Raw genomic sequence first — 19,390 nt, 5'->3', positions numbered from 1 at the left:
GATCTAACGTCTTATATAGTTGGCTCTTGTGAGTAATCAACTTGATGATACTCAAGGCATGCGTCAACTTCATTGGCAGAACCTAAGATAACCGCCACACGCTGGTGGATCTCGCTTGGTTCGATGTCCATGATGGTTTCATAGCCGGTAGATGCTTTACCGCCAGCTTGCTCAACTAGGAAAGACATTGGATTTGCTTCGTACATTAAGCGTAATTTAAATGGTTTGTTCGGGTTCTTGTTATCAGTTGGATAGGTGAAGAGTCCGCCGCGGCAAAGTACTCGGTGAACGTCGCCAACCATGGCTGCAATCCAGCGCATATTGAAGGCTTTTTCACGTGGACCAATAGTGCCTAGTAGCAGATCGTTAATGTAGGTCTGCATTGGCGCTTCCCAGAAGCGTTGGTTTGACATATTAATGGCAAACTCAGCTGTGTCTTTACTGATACTCATCGCTGGATCAGTTAACAAGTACTCATTGGTTTCAGGATTTAAGGTAAAGAGTTGCACGCCTTTACCTGTGGTGAGCGCCAACATCGTAGATGGGCCATACAGCACATAACCTGCGGCAACTTGATTACGACCCGCTTGTAGGAAGCTTTTCTCTGAAAACTCGCCCGCTGGCGCTGGTAATACCGAAAAGATAGTACCGACTAATGAGTTAATGTCGATGTTTGATGAGCCGTCTAGTGGATCAAAGCAGACTAGAAACTCGCCGTTAGCATCGGCATCAACCACGTAGTCTTCCTCTTCAGATGCAATGCCGCGGACTGTACCGTCAGCTTTTAGTGCATCTTTGAGCATATCGTTGGTAATGATATCCAGTTTCTTTTGGGTTTCACCTTGAACATTTTCTTGCTCTGTAGCGCCTAAAATACCTGCTAAGGCACCATGGCGAACTGCATGGCTGATCTCGATCGAGGTGTCAGCTAAGGTCAGGATCAGTTTTTCAAGAGAGGGAGAAATTGCTTGCGATGTCAGGTTTTCAGCCAGAGTCTGCATGTTGTTTCCTATGACAATTTAAGTGTATTAAATTGAGTTAGAGGTCGGGATTTTTAGTTTTAATACCTATCGGGATAAGTAGTTGGTCTACTCAGAGTGTTTTTTGGCGAACTAATTCAAGGCGGATAATTGACATAATGGTTGTTCCCTTTTGCCTTTATCCAACACAGAAGTAGGAAGCCAAAACACTCCTTACAGGCGAGTTTTAGCGGCTCTGATGCAGCGTTAATGAGCTTGAACGTAGAATAACTATGTACTTCACTCACTGCAAACCACATGGCCTAGCATGTTCCTGACATGCTTAAGGCATTACCTCCATCCCTGGAGGTCAGATGTGGTGAATGTCATTAATGCTGGAGCATTTAATGACCTTGCTTCAAAACCGCTAACTCTCGCTGAGCGACCAAATCTTTATACCGATTGCTATAAACCTATTATTGTCGGCGATGATACCTGAGATTGGCAGTTTTTTCAGCTGTAAAGCGCACACGCCAATGCATATTGTCTGCATTGTTTTTGTTTTGCTTATATTTGAGGCACAATGTAGACGAATTTTCAGCCAAAACACGTTTTAACAACGTGTTATCCAAGGAATAATAATGAAAAAAAATTGGATGAGTTTGCTGCTTGCCACGTTTCCAATGATGATGGCATCTCCAGCAATTGCACAATCTTCAGTCACCAAAGGTGGTGACAAACCATTAACTATCGAGCGTATGTATGCCTCGCCAGCTTTAGCTGGCACCAGCCCGCGTGGGCTGAAGCTTTCGCCTGATGGTAAGCGAGTGACCTATTTGGCTGGTCGTAAAGATGATCAACATTTTTATGATCTATGGCAGATGGATGTCGCAACGGGCAAGCAAAGCTTGTTGCTTGACGCTGATAAGTTGACGATTGGCGAGCTATCCGATGAGGAGAAAGCGCGTCGCGAACGTCAGCGTATTTATGGCCAAGGCATTATGGAATATTTCTGGGCAGATGATAGCCAAGCTATGCTTATCCCAGCCTCAGGCCAGTTGTATTACTTCTCGGTGAAAACCAATCAAGTAAAACTGCTTAAAACTGGTGAGGGCTTTGCGACCGATGCAAGACTGTCTCCTAAGGGCAATTACGTCTCTTTCGTACGTGAACAAAACTTGTATGTGTTGGACCTAAAAACTGAAAAGGTGACAGCATTAACCACTGATGGCGGCGGTGCGATTAAAAACGCCATGGCTGAGTTTGTTGCGCAAGAAGAGATGGGCCGTATGACGGGCTATTGGTGGTCACCTGATGAATCAGCGATTGCCTACACTCGTATTGATGAATCTGCTGTCGAGTTAGTTACCCGTAATGAAATCTACGCCGATGGCATTAAACTCACCGAGCAGCGTTATCCATATGCAGGTAAAAATAACGTAACAATCGCACTAGGTGTCGTTTCGCTTAGCGATAGCAAAGTCGCTTGGGTTGATTTAGGCAAAGATACAGATATCTATCTTCCGAGAGTAAAGTGGTTGCCTGATAGTAAGCAACTCTCTTACCAGTGGCAGAGCCGTGATCAGCAATCGCTCGACTTAAGAGTTGTTAATATTGATGATATCAAGCGCAATAAAGACTTGGTACAGGAGCGCAGCGAAGCATGGGTCAATTTGAACGATGACCTGCATTTCTTAAAGAAACAGAAATCGTTTATCTGGGCGTCGGAGCGTGATGGTTTTAACCACCTTTACCTAATAGGGCTTGACGGCAAGGTTATTCGTCAGCTTACCCAAGGTGATTGGGCGGTAGATGCTGTTGAGTATATCGATGAAAAAGCCGGCGAAGTGTACTTTACAGGGCGTAAAACTAAAGTTACTGAAAGGCAGTTATACCGGGTCGCTATCACTGGTGGTAAAGTCGAACCTATAAGCAGTCGCTCTGGTATGCATTCAACTGTGTTTGCCGATAACCAGCCAGTCTATTTAGACTATTTTAGTAGTTTGTCGCAGCCACCTCAGGTGAGTTTGCACAGTGAGTCAGGCAAGCGATTAGCCTGGGTTGAGCAAAATGAAGTTAAAAAAGGCCACCCACTTTATGATTACTTTGGGCTGTGGCAAGTGCCTGAGTTTGGAGAGTTAACCGCAGAAGATGGACAAGCGTTACAGTACCGCATATTTAAGCCAACAAACTTTGATGCTAACAAGAAATATCCTGTGGTTGTTCGGGTCTATGGTGGTCCACACGCACAACTAGTGACCAATAGTTGGAGTCATCAGGACTACTTTACTCAACACCTACTGCAGCAAGGCTTTATCGTTTATCAATTAGATAATCGTGGTTCCGCCCATCGCGGTACAAAATTTGAATACGTGATTTACAAGCAACTAGGTGATGCTGAAGTTAACGATCAAAAAGTGGGTGTCGACTATCTGCGTAGCTTGCCGTATGTAGATGGCGATAATATTGCTATCTACGGCCACAGTTATGGCGGTTATATGGCGTTGATGAGCTTGTTTAAAGCACCTGATTACTTCAAGGCCGCAATCTCTGGTGCACCAGTATCCGATTGGTCATTGTATGATACCCATTACACCGAGCGTTACCTGAGCCACCCCGAGACAAATGCCAAAGGCTATGAGGCGAGTAGTGTGTTGCCATATGTCAAAGGTTATCAGTCTGGATTGTTGATGTACCACGGTATGGCGGATGACAATGTGCTATTTGAAAACAGCACGCGAGTTTATAAAGCATTGCAAGATGAAGGAAAGCTATTCCAGATGATAGATTACCCCGGTTCTAAACACTCTATGCGCGGTGAGAAAGTACGGGTTCATTTATATCGCTCGCTAGCAGACTTTTTGGACCGTGAACTAAAATAGAGTTAACAATTTCAAAATAGGTATAAAGACAATTAAGTTTATGCCTATTTTGATTAACCGAAGATTAAATATCGTTAATAAGAAGGTTTATTTATTCTTAACGTTAAAAAGCGACCTATATAGGGACAAAGCAATATTTATAATTATGGTTGGCTTATTTGACAAATGAGGATTATCTGCTAGCGGAATTTAACTTGTTCTAGCGTCAGATTAAGGTTTAATTAAGATTAGGTGTCAAGTTTATAGCTTAGTTATTTGACTTGTTTTCCTAGATTTTAGATACAAAAAAGCCAGTCAAATGACTGGCTTTTTTGTATTAGAAGATTGGATTAGTCTTCTAAGTTACCACAAAAACGGTAACCTTCACCGTGGATGGTAGCGATAATTTCTGGTGTATCTGGCAAGCTTTCGAAGTGCTTACGGATACGACGAATCGTCACATCAACAGTACGGTCATGTGGCTTAAGCTCACGACCAGTCATTTTCATAAGTAGGTCTGCACGGCTAAGGATCTTGCCTGGGTTCTCTACAAAGTGCAGCATAGCGCGGAACTCACTACGTGGCAGCTTGTAAGACTCACCTTGTGGACTAACTAGAGAGCGGCTGTTGATTTCTAAGCTCCAACCGTTGAAACGGTAGAACTCAACTGCGCTTTTCTCTTCAGACTCAGCACCAGTGCTATTTACACGGGTCAATAAGTTACGAGCTCGAATAGTCAATTCACGTGGATTGAATGGCTTAGTGATGTAATCATCAGCGCCAATTTCAAGTCCAAGAATCTTGTCTACTTCGTTATCACGGCCTGTAAGGAAAATAAGGCCAATGTTATTAATTTCACGAAGTTCGCGTGCTAATAAAAGTCCGTTTTTGCCGGGAAGGTTAATATCCATCACGACTAAGTTAACTTTGTTATCTTGCATAGCTTTATGCATTTCAGCGCCATCATTGGCTTCAGATACCACATATCCTTCTGCTTCAAAAATACTTCTAAGTGTGTTTCTGGTAACGGCTTCATCTTCAACAATCAGAATGTGCGGGTTTTGCATATTAATTACCTAATCTCTGTCAATTCTATTCTAACCATGAGTATAAATAATTTTATACTCCATAAAGTCATGCTGATATTTCACTGATACACGCTGGTGTTTTCAAATTCTATTCTGAAACAGCAACACACTTCATGATAAGTAAAGTATGGGTATCTCACATATGGAAAACGTAAACTGTATTTCCTTCGATAAACAATAGGGACAAGAAGTTCCTTAACGATTGTTTTTTTTTGAAGTTTAAATGTTAAATCAAACATAGATCACATTTGGTACAGCTGTGTGGATTACTCTTCTATCTGTTTCAGATATGTGTAACAAAATGTGTCATCACATGTATATCAGTGTGAGTTAATCAACAGGACCTATTGTACTCGTTTTAGGCATTTGTTAACAAATGAAATGTTAACAAATTTACAAGAAGGCATGACTTAGATCACGAAAAAGCAGTTAAGTGGTTGATAATTAAGATAAGTGAAATTTTATTTACTGTGATCGATATCACGTCTCTAGGCAGCCCTAACGATTTTGCTATAATAAAATCACTTCAATTAGAGAATTTGTTAGCAATGAATCACTCAGTAGAAAGGCTTTGGCACGAATATCAACAAACGGAATTCTTGTTCACACAAGGTTTATCTCCCAAAATTTCATTCGCAATCATCACTGCTCACAATCCGAAAGGTGAATCATTGGCTCCTAGTCAGAATCGATTACTCGACCGTAAGCTACTGCAAGAGATCCTCGGTTTACGGCGTCCTTATCGGGCGATGGTAGGAGCGTCTCAAGATCGTAGCCATATGGAAAAGAGTTGGGCGGTTGCCACTGATAAAGCCTCTGCGATTAAACTTGGCTGTAAATTTAATCAAAATGCTATCTACTATGTCGAGTCAGACAAACTGCAATTGATCCCTTGCTTATTGTTACAACAGGAAACGGCTCTTGGTGCGTTTTCACCTCGAGTTAACGTAGTGCATGAGCTGCCTGATAACGTGTAATAGCAATTGAGATCAAATCAAGGTGGCTGCTTTGAGTCGAGCAGTTATTTATTGGTTGGTATAATTCTAAAGTTGTACAAATTTTGTTTGACTTGCTGGCGTTAATTATATATTTTTCACTTTCTTGATTTGTATACAAATTGAGTACAGAAGAGGAGCGTTAACTAGGTAGTGAATGAGAGGGGACCAAAACCCAAAGATCATTCATGAGGGAGATTAGCGCCGAGATATTAAAAGCTTTTTGGGATAGCTTTAAGTATCGGTCGTTCAGGCTGAATCCTGTCGATTGTCACCTATTATTATGGTGGAGAGCTTCTGGTGACGATCGCTGTTTCCCATCAATGGGGTGCATATCTTAGCACCAGGCTCTTCGAACGAAGTTAGTTCGGAGCTTATTCATGTTAGTTTTTCAAAACCGTCAGTTTATTCAGATTCCACTTTCCGTGGAGGCTGCCCTATGTCTATAGCCAATGGTTTAACTGTCGCTAAGTTTGGCGGAACCTCAGTTGCAGACTATGATGCGATGCACCGCTGTGCTGATATCATTATCAATAACCCAGCTACAAAAGTGGTGGTGGTGAGTGCATCAAGTGGCGTCACCAATAAGCTTGTAGCACTGACTCAAGCTACAACAACCTCAGAGCAAAGCAAACTGCTGATTAAACAGATTGCTTCTATTCAGTATCAGATCCTCGATAGGCTGGGTCATCCAAGTGAAGTGGCTGCAAAAATTGATGCCGTCATTAGCCATATATCGGTACTCGCCGAACGCTTAGTGCTGAGCCGCAGCAAAGCAGTTATGGATGAAATGCTATCGCAAGGCGAGATGTGCTCGTCGGTATTTTTCGCCGCTGTGTTACGTGAGAAAGGCGCAGCAGCTGCAGCATTCGATGTGCGACAAGTGATGCGAACTGATAGCCATCATGGCCGTGCAGAACCACAAATAGAATCCATTGCTCAACTTGCTGAAGAACATTTAGCGCCATTGTTGAGTTCTCAAGTAATAGTTACCCAAGGTTTTATAGGGGCTGATGAAGAGGGAGCTACCACGACTTTGGGGCGTGGCGGCAGTGATTATTCAGCAGCACTATTAGCAGAAGCGCTGCGGGCAACCGCGGTTGAGATCTGGACTGATGTTGCTGGGATCTACACCACTGATCCAAGACTTGCCCCCAATGCTAAGCCTATTGCTGAAATCAGCTTTAATGAAGCGGCAGAGATGGCTACTTTCGGGGCTAAAGTATTGCATCCAGCCACGATTCTTCCAGCGGTTAGGCAAAAAATCCAAGTGTTTGTTGGCTCAAGCTGGACACCAGAACAAGGCGGCACTTGGATCCGTCACCAGGTGTCTGACGAGCCCGTCTACCGCGCGGTAGCGGTAAGAAGAGATCAAACGCTGCTAAATCTTCATAGTCTACAAATGCTTCATGCACAGGGTTTTTTAGCCCAAACTTTTGCCACCCTAGCAAAGCATAAGATCAGTGTTGACCTAATTACCACCTCAGAAGTGAATGTGGCATTAACCTTAGATAAAACCGGCTCTGATTCGAGTGGCCATGGTTTATTGAGTGAGTCGCTGTTGCAGGAGTTGTCGCAGCACTGCCGAGTTCGTGTTGAAGATGGCTTGGCATTGGTTGCTGTTATAGGTAACAGAATTGCGTCAACGGCGGGTGTATGTCGCAGAGTGTTTGAAGTACTAGAGCCTCATAATGTACGCATGATCTGCCAAGGCGCGAGCCCGCATAATCTATGTGTACTGGTAGAAGAAGCACAAGCCGCTGATGTGATCCGTGCATTACATGAAAATTTGTTTGAATCATAATCGCCGTTGAATATTAGTCGCTGGTGAAGCAAGGAACCGAGTACACATGATGCAATTTACCCAATCTAGCCTTAATGTTGGCGAACTGGCAACAGGGCAAGAGCTAAGCATTCCTGTGTACCGTGTAGCTGCGAAAGACCCATCTGCGCCGAGTGTATTTGTGCAAGCGAATGTTCACGGTGCAGAAGTACAGGGAAATGCGGTTATTTTCCAGTTAATGAAGCAACTGGAGCGAATGGATGTTCGCGGTGAAGTGACATTATTGCCGCTTGCTAATCCGTTGGGGATCAATCAAAAGAGTGGCGAGTTTACACTTGGGCGCTTTGATCCTATTACAGGGGTCAACTGGAACCGTGAGTACCTTGAGCATTCAATCGATATCCCTGCATTTTATCAACAACATTGTCATCTAGATGATGTGCAGCTAAAGCAGCAGTTTAGGTTGGCGTTGCTGGCATCATGTGAGGTACATTTAGCAAACCCTTGGGGCGTGACGACAGGTAAAAGGCTCGCTGTCACGTTGCAAACGTTAGCGCATCAAGCCGATATTGTGATTGATCTGCATACCGGACCTAAATCCTGTAAACACCTTTATTGTCCTGAATACGATAGAGATTCAGCAAGGTTTTTTTCTATTCCTTATAGCTTAATCATCCCCAATGATTTTGGCGGCGCGATGGATGAGGCGGCATTTTGTCCTTGGTGGGCATTGGTTGAGCATGCTGCTAGCCAAGGGAGAGAGATGCCTGTTCCTGTAGCCGCTTTTACACTGGAGCTAGCTAGTCAAGAGCGTATTGATATGCGAGATGCCCTGGTCGATGCTCAGGGAGTTTTGGCTTATCTTAGTTTTCGCGGGGTGATCAACGAGAAGGTTGCCCCGGCCGATATGCCTCGCTTTGGTTGTTTACTCAAGGATTACAAAAAATATCATGCACCTAAAGGCGGATTAGTAGAGTACTTAGCTCAGCCAGGTATACCGCTAAAGGCTGGTGAACCGCTGGCAAATATTCTTAGGCTGGACTGTTATGGCACCGAAGATGAGTTAACTTCGCTGCAGCTTGAACAAGATTGTGTGCCCATTCTTCATTTTGCTTCAGCCTCTGTTTATCAAGGCACAGAGTTGTATAAGCTGATGACTAATGTGTTTGAGCTTTAATATCATCACTAAGTAAGGGCTGTTTAATGTTATGCTAATGTTTAAATAGAACATTATTGATAGAGGTTCGGGCTAATTATGCGACTAATCCCACTATGTGCAGCGCTATTGCTAACAGCAGGTTGTACTGCTGACAAAGCGACTCCAGATCAGAATGTGCAAGCTAAAGTGACCAAAGTAGCCGAAGCTGAAGTTGAAACAAACGCTATAGGAATGGATAAGGTATCGACAAGCAATGCGACTAGCTTGCAGCTAAACGGCGCTAAGTTTATTGCCGAGACTACCCCTCTGGCTAAAGGAACTCGGGTCTTTAACCCCGAAATGAGCCAAGGCGGAATATTAAAAGGTAGTTTTGTCGTTCAAAGCGAGTCTGGAATCGATTCGCTGCATACGCTGTATTCTATTGAGCAGATAGCGGCAGAAACTTACCGATTAATACCTACCGATGAGGATGTTGACTTGTTAGTTATGTATAAGTCGTTGCAACAGGATGTCAGCTTACGTACAGTCGAAATTGAAATAGATTATAGCCGTTCTTTAGCTACAGACGAATACTAATATATTTCTAACTAGCTAGGGGCTGTTGATCTTTCATGGTTGTTTTTGCCGCAGTTTATTGGCTTTTTAACAAGGCAAAGGTTATGCGGTTTAGTCTTTCTCCACAAATATCCTATAACGCAGTAAAAATAGCCAAGAAGCGCGGTCCTTCGGGGGCGTTGCAATGCTTTATCACTGCGCAACGAGCTGTTCACCTAGCTCGTTAAACATCATTGCTCAAGCCTTCTCCTAAAAGCATTATTCCTTACGGTAAAGAATCGAACAAAAACTAATACCAATTGCATTAAGTATTTGACCAATTCAGAGCCCCTCAGCCTTTTCAATTCAAAGCGCATTGATAAAGAAATGGTTATTCCCTTTTAAGGCAATGCAAAGCAGAAGTGGAAAGACTGAGGGGCTCACGTAGTGCGGGTTTCAAAACGCTGTATGCTTCGCTATGGGATTTGGATATAGAATAACTATTAGCTCAAATTCCACTACTTGCCTACAGCGTTTTGAATTCCCGCTGAATGGTCAAACTTTTAATGCAATTGGTATAAGCTCGAAAGTTCAACAGCCCTAATGAAGTGAAATAAAAAAGCCATAACTTTTGTTATGGCTTTTTGTTATCAGCTATACCAGGCTTATTTGCGGCGACGGAACGCTGCAAACGGTAGTAGCATCAATGCTATCCAGCCCATTGAGCCACCGCTTGAAGAGTTCGATGCCGGCTTGGCAACTTCTGGAACATCTTTAACGTAAACTTTGATTTCAGATACGACATCGTCTGTACCATCATTCACTGTTAGGCTGAACTCCAAAGTTTCACTGCTAGCGACTGTTGGCGCAGTAAAGGTCGCTTCGTGAGTATCTGCTCCCGTTAATGTTGCTGCTGTGCCAGCTGTTTGTACCCAGCTATATGTATGGCTATCAGCTGCATTCGCATCAACAGTGACTGACGATAGCGTAACAGAATCACCTTCATTAACGCTTGAAGCGCTTGCGCTTATTGAGACGTTAGGTAAGCGATTGTCACAAGCATTGGTATCACCAGCGATTTGTGTATGGAACACATTAGAAGTGATATTGCTGAATGTAACGTTATCGACAATCCAACCAAATGAGTTGGTATTGCTGTCAGTTACAATGCGGAAACGGAATTGAACTTCATTGCCATTCAGTGCCGTGCCAAAGTTAAGTGATTCAGTCTCTCCTGGAATAGGTAAATTGCCAGTAAATGCTTTTCTACCCGGTAACAGGTTTTCAAGCTCAGCAGAGTAACCTGTGCCACCAAATACACCACCCATATCTGTTACATCTTCCCACTCGCCGCCATTGACACGTATTTCAACAACACCACCATCATACTCTGTTTCGATTTGATAGAATTGGAACCAGCTCACACTGAAATCGCCGCCATATCCAACAGTAAATGGCTTAGTCTCAAAGGCTACATCAGATGTAAAGCCGTTGTTTCTAATGTACATGTACTGCTCGCCAACAGGGAAGAAGTTCGTATAGCGTGAATCAAGTGATGAAGTGCCTGCTGCTAGCTCTCCACCGCTTAGCACTACTTCTTTGAAGTCGACTAGGCCTGAGTAATCTTCCATATCACTGGTAGACATACTGTTTTCGATATCTTTACTTGCAAAATCCATGTTTACAGCTGTGTGTAGGATATAGTCAGCAGGTTTGATATCTTCATCGAGATCAGGGAAAGATAACTCGAAAGTCACTTCGTCGGCAGTGCCTGCTTCGTCTAAAGTAAATTCAATCGGAGTACTAGTCGCATCATTAAATGGAAGTACGTTAGAGAAACTAATTTTACCTTCATTCGCTAAAGTGACTTTATGATCACTGGTGACTTTAACAACAGCATCGATAGTTTCAAATACTTCGCTACCTTTGTTGGCGACTGTAAATGAGATGGTAGCCGTTTCACCTTTATCGACGATGCCATCTTTTGAACAGTAACCTACAGTCATACCTTCGTAATCGGCATCGATGTCATGATCAGCAACAATGAATTTTGCCAGAGTTGCTTCGTACGATTCAACAACTCCCGTGTGCTTTCTGTCCATACGTTCTGGCGATACTGCTCCAAAACCCATACCACGACGCGCAAACGCTGCCATGATTAATTCGTAGTCCGCAACATCGTTTGCATAGGCTGCAGCAAGAATTGCATCACGAGCTTCAGTATAGGTTGGAGCGACTGGAGTCATCTTATAACCAGCAACGAGATAGTCCATCATCAAGCTACGCGCTTCAGCAAAAGAATGGCGCTCATCATTGATAAGGGCTACATAGCTATCCCAAAGCATTGCTGCCCACGGCTCACCTGCATCATGTACTTCTGCGTTACCGTACTGATCTGGACCAGTACCATTGCCTAATTCAACATTGGCAAAGGTGAGTGGGTTAACTTTCATATCAGTACTATACGGGTAGTTACGAATACCTGTGTAGAAAGACCCTACGTAAGATACTGCAGCGTAGGCTTTCTGGAACATTTCGTTGCCTTCAAGCATTGCATCGTCTGCTTCAGAAACTAACAATAGTGCGTGGAAGTCACCCCAACCTTCACCCATTGAGCGACCTTGCTGGTTATATAGACCTGAAGCGTTGCCTACTAAACGGTTAGAGATGTAATGTCCCCATTCATGGGCAACAATTGCATTATCCCAAGAACTTGCCTTGTAAGGCTTTTGGTTAAACATCGACACAGTGACGTCTTCACCACCATCAAGTAAAGCATCGATAGCTTTAGCATCATTGAGTGATAATCCCATGCTTGGGATTGTCACTGTATCATCACTGCCACCCATTGGAGCGGGTTCAGTTGTACCAGAATTATTAGCAATTAATACCGCGATTGCACCGGCATCCTGCGCGTGCTTAACTTTCTGGGTAAACGCACAAGCGCCGCGATCAATTAGTGCTATATTGCCTGCTATCTCGACTCCGTTGGTGGTTGCTTCACAACCATCTTTAACAGTGCCGTCAATTGTTCCGCCTTCACCGTCATCAGTTAAAATGGCCCCATCGTCGACACGAACAATAGAGCCTGAAAGGTCAAATTGACCTTGTCCAAAGCTAGCTCGCTGCGATGAGAGAAGTAAGCCTACAGAGTCATCAGAGGTTACTGTTACACCGTAATGTTCACCAACAACGGCATCTTTGCTATCCCAAAGGTACATTTGCATACGTGGCGATGCACCATCTGCAGGTGTGCTCATATTGGCATTATTAAAGCCTGAGTTATCTTGCACTTCTGCACGTATTGGATCGCCCTCAACACCACCACGGTCAAAGTTTAGTGCTTGTGCATTACCTGATGCTTCATCAAAGCCATGATCGTAGAAAGTATCATGTAAGTAGTTGTTAATATAGAAAAGGTTAACGATTGCTGCTTTACGGTTATTGACAGAGCTTTCAGCTTCTTCTGTGTTGTATTTATAGTCGAACGTGTTAGCACCAGTCACTTCAGCAGCAAAGTCACCATTAGAGAATCCATCTGGTGCAATAGCATCCACATAAGCATTAACGTTATTACCTGAAGTGGTAGTGGCATCAGCTGCAAGCCAAGCATCTTTAGTGCTGATAGGACCATGGGTCATTGTCACCATTGGTGCATCAAGGTATGCAGTGGCATCAATTTGTTCTGCGCTTGCCGCTGGAATAACATTGCCGTGTGGGCTGTCCCAAGGTACACCCGTTTCATCTGCATATACACGGTAGTTAAAAGCTGAATCTTCAGAAGTTAAGTTGTGCTTGAACAGTACTTCCTCTGTATTGGCATCGATAATGAAACTGTAGAATTCAGAATCAACACTTTCAGAATCTGCAACTTCTAGCTCTACATAATGCGCTGGGACGAGGTCACCTTTCTTATCGAAGTAAACTTTTTTAGCTCTCGGTTTTCCTACTATTTGTTTGGAACCTGATGCATTTGAGCTTAAAAATGACTGATACTTTTTAGAGCCAGAATCTACCGCTGTTAGAGTGACTAAATTGCCGCCCATGTCCGAGAATGCAGTGTTAATGGCCGTAGAAGCTTCGCCAAAGTTGTGCTGAATACCGGTAATACTGTTGCTTGAGTGAGAAACGTTAGCAAATTTACCAGAACTGGCGACAAGGTTGAATTCACGGTCCATCATGATGTTTACTTCATGATTAAATACTTCAACACCATTAATCTCTTGGCTGTATTTAGCAACTGAAGCCCCGCGACCATTATCATGCATGCTGGTTAATACAGCTTTTGCAGCACCTTTGTTAGCAGATGAAATTCCAGTAACTTTATTTAGGTAATAGTCTGCAGCCGTTGCAGCTTTGTACTTTTGCTCTAGAGCGCCTAATGCGGGTGCTTGCTGGCCTTTTTTAGCCCACTGAAAGGTTGCCTCACCTGATTTTGCATCATATTGATCGCGCATACCGCTGATGCTTGATGTTGTCACTTGCGACTGATGTGCGACAGTTTGAGGTATTTGGCTAATAGTTGCATTGCTTGCAGAAGCTGCAACCGCATAGGTAGCCGATGAAATAAGCGCAGCCGAAATGGCTATTGATAGTTTAGTTTTCACAACGATTTCCTTGTCAATTTTGTTGTAACTCCAAGACCTACGTGGGTTTTGGTTATTTTTATATGTTGGTTTTTTGTTATGGTTGCGCTGTTGTATCCACAGGCTGCCGTCAGCTTTGTAACACAAAAGACTTATTTTGATAACAAATGTGTTAAAAAAAGTCGCAGTTAGTGCTTTTATTGATACATTTGGCTGATTTTTGAACCATGATTATGGGTTGGCTAACAGAAAGCTAGCTATAGCAGGGGTTGAACGAGTAATAAGTATATTTGTGTTGTTTGCTATTCAATAAAGTGGCAACTGATAATCTGGGCTGGTAATGGAAGAATGGAACATTGGCTTTACAGTTGGATAGTTATTGCCGCTATTTTTCTGCTTTATTTCGATATTTTATATAAATCTAATAGAAAGTACTGCCTAATTTGAATGTTCATAAATAGATCTTTTGTTAACGTTGGAGTTTGCTCGCGAGTCAATGCATTCGTTTACTTCAACTCGATGATTTAGGAGCATTATTGCTACCACGCATATTGATATACGTGGTAATTTAGTCTGCAGGCATTAAGGCTTAACCGCTCTTACAATTGGGTTTTGTAGACTGATAAGTGTTTCCGTTGATTGGATCTCATCAATCGACTGAATGCGGTTAATCAGTACATGCTGGAGACCGTCTATTGATTGGCACATCACTTTGACAAACACGCTGTAATTACCTGTGGTGTAATAGGCCTCTACCACCTCTTCAAGTGCATTTAGTTTAGACAGGGCTGCGGGGTAATCGCCTGCACTTTTAAGATTGATGCCGATAAAACAGCAAACATCGTAACCCAGTGCTTTTGGATTGACGGTGATTTGGGCGCCAGTAATAATTCCCGCTTGCTTCATTTTCTCTACCCGCACATGAATCGTGCCAGCGCTGACACCAAAGCGTTTTGCTAGCTCAGCGAAAGGTGTACGTGCCTCTTGCATCAGTGCTGAAAGAATTTGATTATCGAGTGAATCTCTTTGAAATGAAGGTTCCATAATAAATACGTAAATTAGCTAAGGGAGTGCTTGGTAATCTACGTATTTTTGTATGGATAATCTAGTCATTACGCCTATTTTTTATAAATTACTGCTCGCCCTCAGCTTGCATGAATGGGGCTTCACAGCTGAAGGTCATCGGCTCTTTAGTATAAGGGTGGGTAATTGTTAATGACTGGGCATGCAGCAGCAGCCGTGACGCTAAACGCTTGGCTAATGGATCGGCGTAAAAATTATCACCCAAAATCGGGTGCCCTAATGCCATCATATGCACGCGTAATTGGTGAGAGCGTCCGGTGATTGGCGTCAGCTTGACTAAGGTTGAGCGCTTGGCACGACTAACCACATCATAATGAGTTTGTGAGGCTTTACCTATTTGATGATCGACTTTTTGCTTTGGTCGATTAGGCCAGTCACAGATTAGTGGCAGGTTTACTGTGCCACTATCGGCTTTGACATGACCGGCAACGCGGGCGTAGTAAGTCTTCGCAGTTTCTCTATCTCTAAACTGCCTTTTCAGCTCAGACTCAGCGCTACGCAGAAGCGCGACCACAATAACCCCTGAGGTTGCCATGTCGAGGCGATGCACTATCTTTGCCTCAGGATACTGGGCTAACACACGGCTATAGGTACTATCATTATGAGCTGGATCTCGCCCAGGAACAGACAACAGGCCTGAAGGCTTATTGAGCACCATAATATCTTGGTCTTGGTGCAAAATATCGAGCCAAGGCGTAGTCGGCGGCGAGTATACAAAATCAGTCATGATAAAACCTTATTTAAAATGCGCCGCAAAGATACCTCTTTGGCCGTTCTTGATGCAAGTAGATTATCCCTATTGGGCAAACTATCGAAACATTTATTGATGCAGCTGGAGCAATAGCACTATCAGGTTGAGTTTTTCACACCATTATGAAGTGGTGAACTCATTATCTAAGCTAAGATCGGGGGAGAGAAGCTAGTGCTGTTAGCGTTTCAAGTGTGGTTTTTATTCGAGTTCAATAATGTTAGGCCGAGGCTTTCGCGATGATGCTTAGCGAGCTAAGTGAAAGCTTGTAACCCACGCTATTGTAATACCAATTGCATTAATTATTTGACCAGTTCAGAGCCCCTCAGTCTTTTCAATTCAAAGCGCATTGGTAAAGAAATGGTTGTTCCCTTTTAAGCCAATGCAAAGCAGAAGTGGAAAGACTGAGGAACTCACGTAGTGCGGCTGAGGTTAAACAAATTGGCAAACGCTGTATGATTCGCTATGGGATTTGGATATAGAATAACTATTAGCTCAAATCCCACTACTTTCCTACAGCGTTTTGAATTCCCGCTGAATGGTCAAACTTTTAATGCAATTGGTATAACAAGCTAAAAGCATTGAAACGAACCCAAAGGGTCGCGCTTGGCTATTTTCTGTGGACTCATCAAGAGTCAGGCTAAATCAGATAGTAGAAGGCGCTGGATATCAGGATCACTCCAATGACTCGGCTGGAGATTTTACCAAAGGGCAGCAATTTCTCGAGCATGACCAGTAAAGTGAGTAGCAGTATCCATTTTAGGTTCATCACTCCCGTGGCAAACAACAGTGCCATTAAAAACCAGCAGCAGCCTAGGCAGTATTGCCCATGTTTAAAACCCATCCAGATCGCGCCATCAATTCCCTCTCGCCATTGGCTACTTATAAAGCCAATGGGCGAGCGGCACTGACTTAAGCAGGCTTGTTTCAAAGGGGTGAACTGATATATTCCAGCGATAAAAAGCAGTGCTGCGGTAAACGTGTCATTAGCACTGATCATCATGCTATTAAGTAGTGATAAATGATGTAGTCCATATTGAACTAAGGTAATGATTGCGCTGTAAAAGCTCCAAGCTATCAGGTAACCCAGCATAAAGTACAAACTGGGGGCATAGCTGCTGTGGCGTTGTTTGCGTTGTTGATTGAGTTTTTCAACTAATAAAATAACTGGGGCGGCTGATGGCAGCATCATGCCTGCCATCATGATTGCCCACATCACAAAAAGCATCGCTATATCGTGCAGTTGCCACTGCTGCACTGGGTCCATATTCATGCTCATGGCAAACAGCATGTAGTACCAACTCAGTGCTGTCACTAGTAGTAATGTGAGTGCCACTAGGCTACGGCGTAGGCCGTAGGGCGATAACCATTGCGTTAACAAGTTAAGCGTTGTTCCAGTTAACAACGGCTTTAGCTGCAAAGCGACCGACATGCTCAAAGGTTACGGCGCCATAATTCATCGACATCTTATCCGTTGTGCCAATGATGCCGTCATTCCACATAAAACCGCCATCAGGAAAGGTAATATGTACATTTTGGTCTTCACCTGTGACAGGGTTTTTGAGCGGACGTTGATACGCCTCTGTTATGCCCTCAATAGAGAACCATGAATGGGTATCCGATGCATCCATTTTGATATCGCGAATAATCGGGCCTTCGAATGCGCTAAAAGTGGTCGCCAATGCTTCCAGTGGCATGCCGTTAGCTTGTCCCGACATGATGGTCGCTAGTGCGGTTATTTGCTCGCTACTGGCCGCCGAGTCGATGAATAAAACACCTTTTCCATTGCCTTCATGCATTGCTTGAGGCCACATGGCGGCAAATACCATTTTTAAGCCAGATAAATCCAAATCGCCATAATGGCCATCGATGATCAAAAAACCTAGGACTGCTTCACAGCCACCATTTTCGCTATCGGGAAAGCCGCCAAATTGGCAACCACAACCGTGGCTACAACTGCAGTTTTCAATTTGGTGCATTGATAATGCCCAATCTTTAATATCCGACATAGTACTTCACCTTAGATGATCAATATTCGATTGAGTATAGTCCAGCTAAAGCTTTATGTTTTGGGAGGACTCGCGCTATAGGCAGCAGGTAGGTATTGGCTGGTCTAACTTTCAATAGGATTCAAGTATCTACGCTATTCAACAAGCTGAGTCGTCTATAGACTAATTGGATCTATTAATGGGAAGCCACCCACTAAATGGTGATTTAGCTATGGCTCTAGGAAGTTTTGCGGATTACTTTTCGGCGGCTATATTCCTAGCGTATATAAAAGAGGAGTTAAGAGAAGCCGCTACCATTGACGTGCATAATACAAAAAGTCCATACCACAAAGGCCAAAGAGCAATGCACCAGTGCGTAGAAAGACTGATCTAGTCGGCCCATACTTCTGGCATCCCAAATGAGGATTATATGCAGTAGTACAACTAACGGAAATAGTGCTAACAAGGGGTAAAGGCTGAGGCTGCTGGCATCGCCAAACACTAAGCGACTGATCAGTGACCATACAACCATAGCACCGGTGATGATTGGCGGCGCTGCAACGCGGTAATGTTCAGGGTATGGAAACATCATTATGCGATTAATCCTTTAGCCGTTTTTATAATGGTTTTTGAGCAATGATTTGAGCTTTATAACTTGCGTTACTTGATTCACCAAGCAGACCTTCAGAGTAATGTAGGCAGCGCCAGTTAGCAAATAAAGCTTTTAGCTCGGCATCAGTGAGCAAAAAATTAGGATTACGTGGCCTGCCTATACTGGCTTGCTGGTGGGTAAAAGTCTCATAAATAATGAGTCCACCTGGTTTAATCGCATCAATTATTTGCGAGAAGAGTGGTCGATGTAGGTAATTAAATACTACAACCACATCATAGCTATTAGCGGAGAGTGTTGGTGAGTTGTTTGTTTCTAAATCCCACTCAAGCAGCTTAGCCTTGTCGCTGACATGCTGAAGCTCAAGCTTGCTTAAGTCACGATCAAGGAAAGTTACTTGGCAGCCGTGTTCTAAAAACCATTTGCCATTGTGGCCAGTGCCGCAGGCTAAATCGAGCACATTAGTGCTCGGTGTGAGATGTTCAGTTAGCGCAGTAAACTCACTGATAAGCGCCGCAGTTTTAGCCTTTAACTTCTTTTCTACCATCAATTCTGCGTCCGTGTACAATTGAAAAGTGCCTCAAACCTGCAGGCCCATGAGAGACGACCACCGACAGTAATACTACTGTGATTAGCAGTTCTGGTTTATAAGTTGCTAATGGGATAAATAAGCAGAGTAAGCCTAATTTTACCAGAGTCAGTACGCCTTTTAGTTGGATCAACCAACGCCAATCCCTGACAACTTCCCAGAGCATCATTGCTGCGCCTGTACTCATGGCCATGATCCAGTAGATCTGCCATTGCTCTTTAGGGACATGCATTAGAATGCCGCCGCCAGCGCCTGTGATCCCGAGGATATGTATAGCGCGCAAGCTTGTCTTCGAGAAACGTTGGATCCAAAATTGCTTTTCGCTGAGCTCTTTTCTAGCCATAGTGAAATGAATATTCCTATTAATTTGGGTAAAGCTTATCAGTAATTGTTGTAAAGGTAAGCGG

General features: G+C 43.6%; 15 protein-coding genes and 1 riboswitch. Of the genes, 5 read left to right on the top strand and 10 right to left on the bottom strand.

From position 1 onward, the window contains the following. Positions 1-11: 11 nt before the first annotated feature. Positions 12-1,001: a class 1 fructose-bisphosphatase gene (locus SWP_RS19385; protein ID WP_020914331.1), complete on the bottom strand. Its 990-nt coding sequence runs from the start codon at positions 999-1,001 to the stop codon at positions 12-14. Positions 1,002-1,600: 599 nt separating this feature from the next. Between SWP_RS19385 and SWP_RS19380 the strand changes: the two genes are divergently transcribed. Beyond that, positions 1,601-3,841 (top strand): S9 family peptidase, encoded by a 2,241-nt coding sequence (locus SWP_RS19380; protein ID WP_020914330.1) that lies wholly within the window; start codon positions 1,601-1,603, stop codon positions 3,839-3,841. Between the two features lie 329 nt (positions 3,842-4,170). On the opposite strand, the gene arcA is transcribed toward SWP_RS19380, so the two are convergent. After that, complete coding sequence (gene arcA, locus SWP_RS19375) at positions 4,171-4,887, bottom strand: two-component system response regulator ArcA (RefSeq protein WP_020914329.1); 717 nt, start codon at positions 4,885-4,887, stop codon at positions 4,171-4,173. A gap of 569 nt (positions 4,888-5,456) precedes the next feature. On the opposite strand from arcA, the gene SWP_RS19370 reads away from it, so the two are divergent. The 4 genes from SWP_RS19370 (at position 5,457) to SWP_RS19355 (ending at position 9,421) form a co-directional block, all read left to right on the top strand. After that, entirely contained in the window at positions 5,457-5,885 is a 429-nt protein-coding gene (locus tag SWP_RS19370; protein WP_044556543.1) for a DUF3293 domain-containing protein, read from the top strand. 142 nt (positions 5,886-6,027) lie between these two features. Next, a riboswitch (Lysine riboswitch) is annotated at positions 6,028-6,208 on the top strand. Between the two features lie 134 nt (positions 6,209-6,342). After that, positions 6,343-7,707 (top strand): lysine-sensitive aspartokinase 3, encoded by a 1,365-nt coding sequence (gene lysC / locus SWP_RS19365; RefSeq protein ID WP_020914327.1) that lies wholly within the window; start codon positions 6,343-6,345, stop codon positions 7,705-7,707. A gap of 49 nt (positions 7,708-7,756) precedes the next feature. Next, a complete protein-coding gene (locus SWP_RS19360) occupies positions 7,757-8,863 on the top strand; it encodes a succinylglutamate desuccinylase/aspartoacylase family protein (protein ID WP_044556542.1) in 1,107 nt (368 codons plus the stop codon). A gap of 78 nt (positions 8,864-8,941) precedes the next feature. After that, positions 8,942-9,421 carry a hypothetical protein gene (locus SWP_RS19355; RefSeq protein WP_020914325.1) on the top strand — a complete coding sequence of 160 codons (480 nt, stop codon included), beginning with the start codon at positions 8,942-8,944 and terminating at the stop codon, positions 9,419-9,421. Positions 9,422-10,044: 623 nt separating this feature from the next. On the opposite strand, the gene SWP_RS19350 is transcribed toward SWP_RS19355, so the two are convergent. From SWP_RS19350 to SWP_RS19315, 8 genes are all read right to left on the bottom strand, one after another. Next, positions 10,045-13,986: a rhombosortase-dependent M36 family metallopeptidase gene (locus SWP_RS19350; protein ID WP_020914324.1), complete on the bottom strand. Its 3,942-nt coding sequence runs from the start codon at positions 13,984-13,986 to the stop codon at positions 10,045-10,047. 561 nt (positions 13,987-14,547) lie between these two features. Continuing rightward, the gene (asnC, locus tag SWP_RS19345) at positions 14,548-15,009 is read right to left on the bottom strand and encodes a transcriptional regulator AsnC (protein WP_020914323.1); all 462 of its coding nucleotides are present in this window, start codon (positions 15,007-15,009) and stop codon (positions 14,548-14,550) included. A gap of 88 nt (positions 15,010-15,097) precedes the next feature. After that, entirely contained in the window at positions 15,098-15,775 is a 678-nt protein-coding gene (gene rluA / locus SWP_RS19340; RefSeq protein WP_020914322.1) for a bifunctional tRNA pseudouridine(32) synthase/23S rRNA pseudouridine(746) synthase RluA, read from the bottom strand. Between the two features lie 661 nt (positions 15,776-16,436). Next, a complete protein-coding gene (locus SWP_RS19335; protein ID WP_228371166.1) occupies positions 16,437-17,228 on the bottom strand; it encodes a DUF2182 domain-containing protein in 792 nt (263 codons plus the stop codon). Continuing rightward, on the bottom strand, positions 17,179-17,805 hold the full coding sequence (locus SWP_RS19330) for a DUF1326 domain-containing protein (protein ID WP_020914320.1): 627 nt from the start codon (positions 17,803-17,805) through the stop codon (positions 17,179-17,181). The genes SWP_RS19335 and SWP_RS19330 overlap by 50 nt, the downstream gene beginning before the upstream one ends. A gap of 277 nt (positions 17,806-18,082) precedes the next feature. Then, a complete protein-coding gene (locus SWP_RS19325; protein WP_044556540.1) occupies positions 18,083-18,373 on the bottom strand; it encodes a hypothetical protein in 291 nt (96 codons plus the stop codon). A 28-nt stretch (positions 18,374-18,401) separates the two neighbouring features. Then, positions 18,402-18,941, bottom strand: a complete 540-nt coding sequence (locus tag SWP_RS19320) for a class I SAM-dependent methyltransferase (protein WP_044556109.1) — start codon at positions 18,939-18,941, stop codon at positions 18,402-18,404. Beyond that, positions 18,916-19,326 carry a hypothetical protein gene (locus SWP_RS19315; protein WP_044556108.1) on the bottom strand — a complete coding sequence of 137 codons (411 nt, stop codon included), beginning with the start codon at positions 19,324-19,326 and terminating at the stop codon, positions 18,916-18,918. The genes SWP_RS19320 and SWP_RS19315 overlap by 26 nt, the downstream gene beginning before the upstream one ends. Positions 19,327-19,390 lie beyond the last annotated feature (64 nt).

This window comes from Shewanella piezotolerans WP3 (assembly GCF_000014885.1).
GTDB classification, from domain to species: Bacteria; Pseudomonadota; Gammaproteobacteria; order Enterobacterales; family Shewanellaceae; genus Shewanella; species Shewanella piezotolerans.
Note: the sequence above shows the minus strand (reverse complement) of the source record. Positions and strands in the feature narration are given on the sequence as shown.

Coding starts and splice junctions, on each gene's coding strand:
- SWP_RS19385 (WP_020914331.1), bottom strand. CDS start 1,001: ATGCAGACTCTGGCTGAAAACCTGACATCGCAAGCAATTTCTCCCTCT.
- SWP_RS19380 (WP_020914330.1), top strand. CDS start 1,601: ATGAAAAAAAATTGGATGAGTTTGCTGCTTGCCACGTTTCCAATGATG.
- arcA (WP_020914329.1), bottom strand. CDS start 4,887: ATGCAAAACCCGCACATTCTGATTGTTGAAGATGAAGCCGTTACCAGA.
- SWP_RS19370 (WP_044556543.1), top strand. CDS start 5,457: ATGAATCACTCAGTAGAAAGGCTTTGGCACGAATATCAACAAACGGAA.
- lysC (WP_020914327.1), top strand. CDS start 6,343: ATGTCTATAGCCAATGGTTTAACTGTCGCTAAGTTTGGCGGAACCTCA.
- SWP_RS19360 (WP_044556542.1), top strand. CDS start 7,757: ATGCAATTTACCCAATCTAGCCTTAATGTTGGCGAACTGGCAACAGGG.
- SWP_RS19355 (WP_020914325.1), top strand. CDS start 8,942: ATGCGACTAATCCCACTATGTGCAGCGCTATTGCTAACAGCAGGTTGT.
- asnC (WP_020914323.1), bottom strand. CDS start 15,009: ATGGAACCTTCATTTCAAAGAGATTCACTCGATAATCAAATTCTTTCA.
- rluA (WP_020914322.1), bottom strand. CDS start 15,775: ATGACTGATTTTGTATACTCGCCGCCGACTACGCCTTGGCTCGATATT.
- SWP_RS19335 (WP_228371166.1), bottom strand. CDS start 17,228: ATGTCGGTCGCTTTGCAGCTAAAGCCGTTGTTAACTGGAACAACGCTT.
- SWP_RS19330 (WP_020914320.1), bottom strand. CDS start 17,805: ATGTCGGATATTAAAGATTGGGCATTATCAATGCACCAAATTGAAAAC.
- SWP_RS19325 (WP_044556540.1), bottom strand. CDS start 18,373: ATGTTTCCATACCCTGAACATTACCGCGTTGCAGCGCCGCCAATCATC.
- SWP_RS19320 (WP_044556109.1), bottom strand. CDS start 18,941: ATGGTAGAAAAGAAGTTAAAGGCTAAAACTGCGGCGCTTATCAGTGAG.
- SWP_RS19315 (WP_044556108.1), bottom strand. CDS start 19,326: ATGGCTAGAAAAGAGCTCAGCGAAAAGCAATTTTGGATCCAACGTTTC.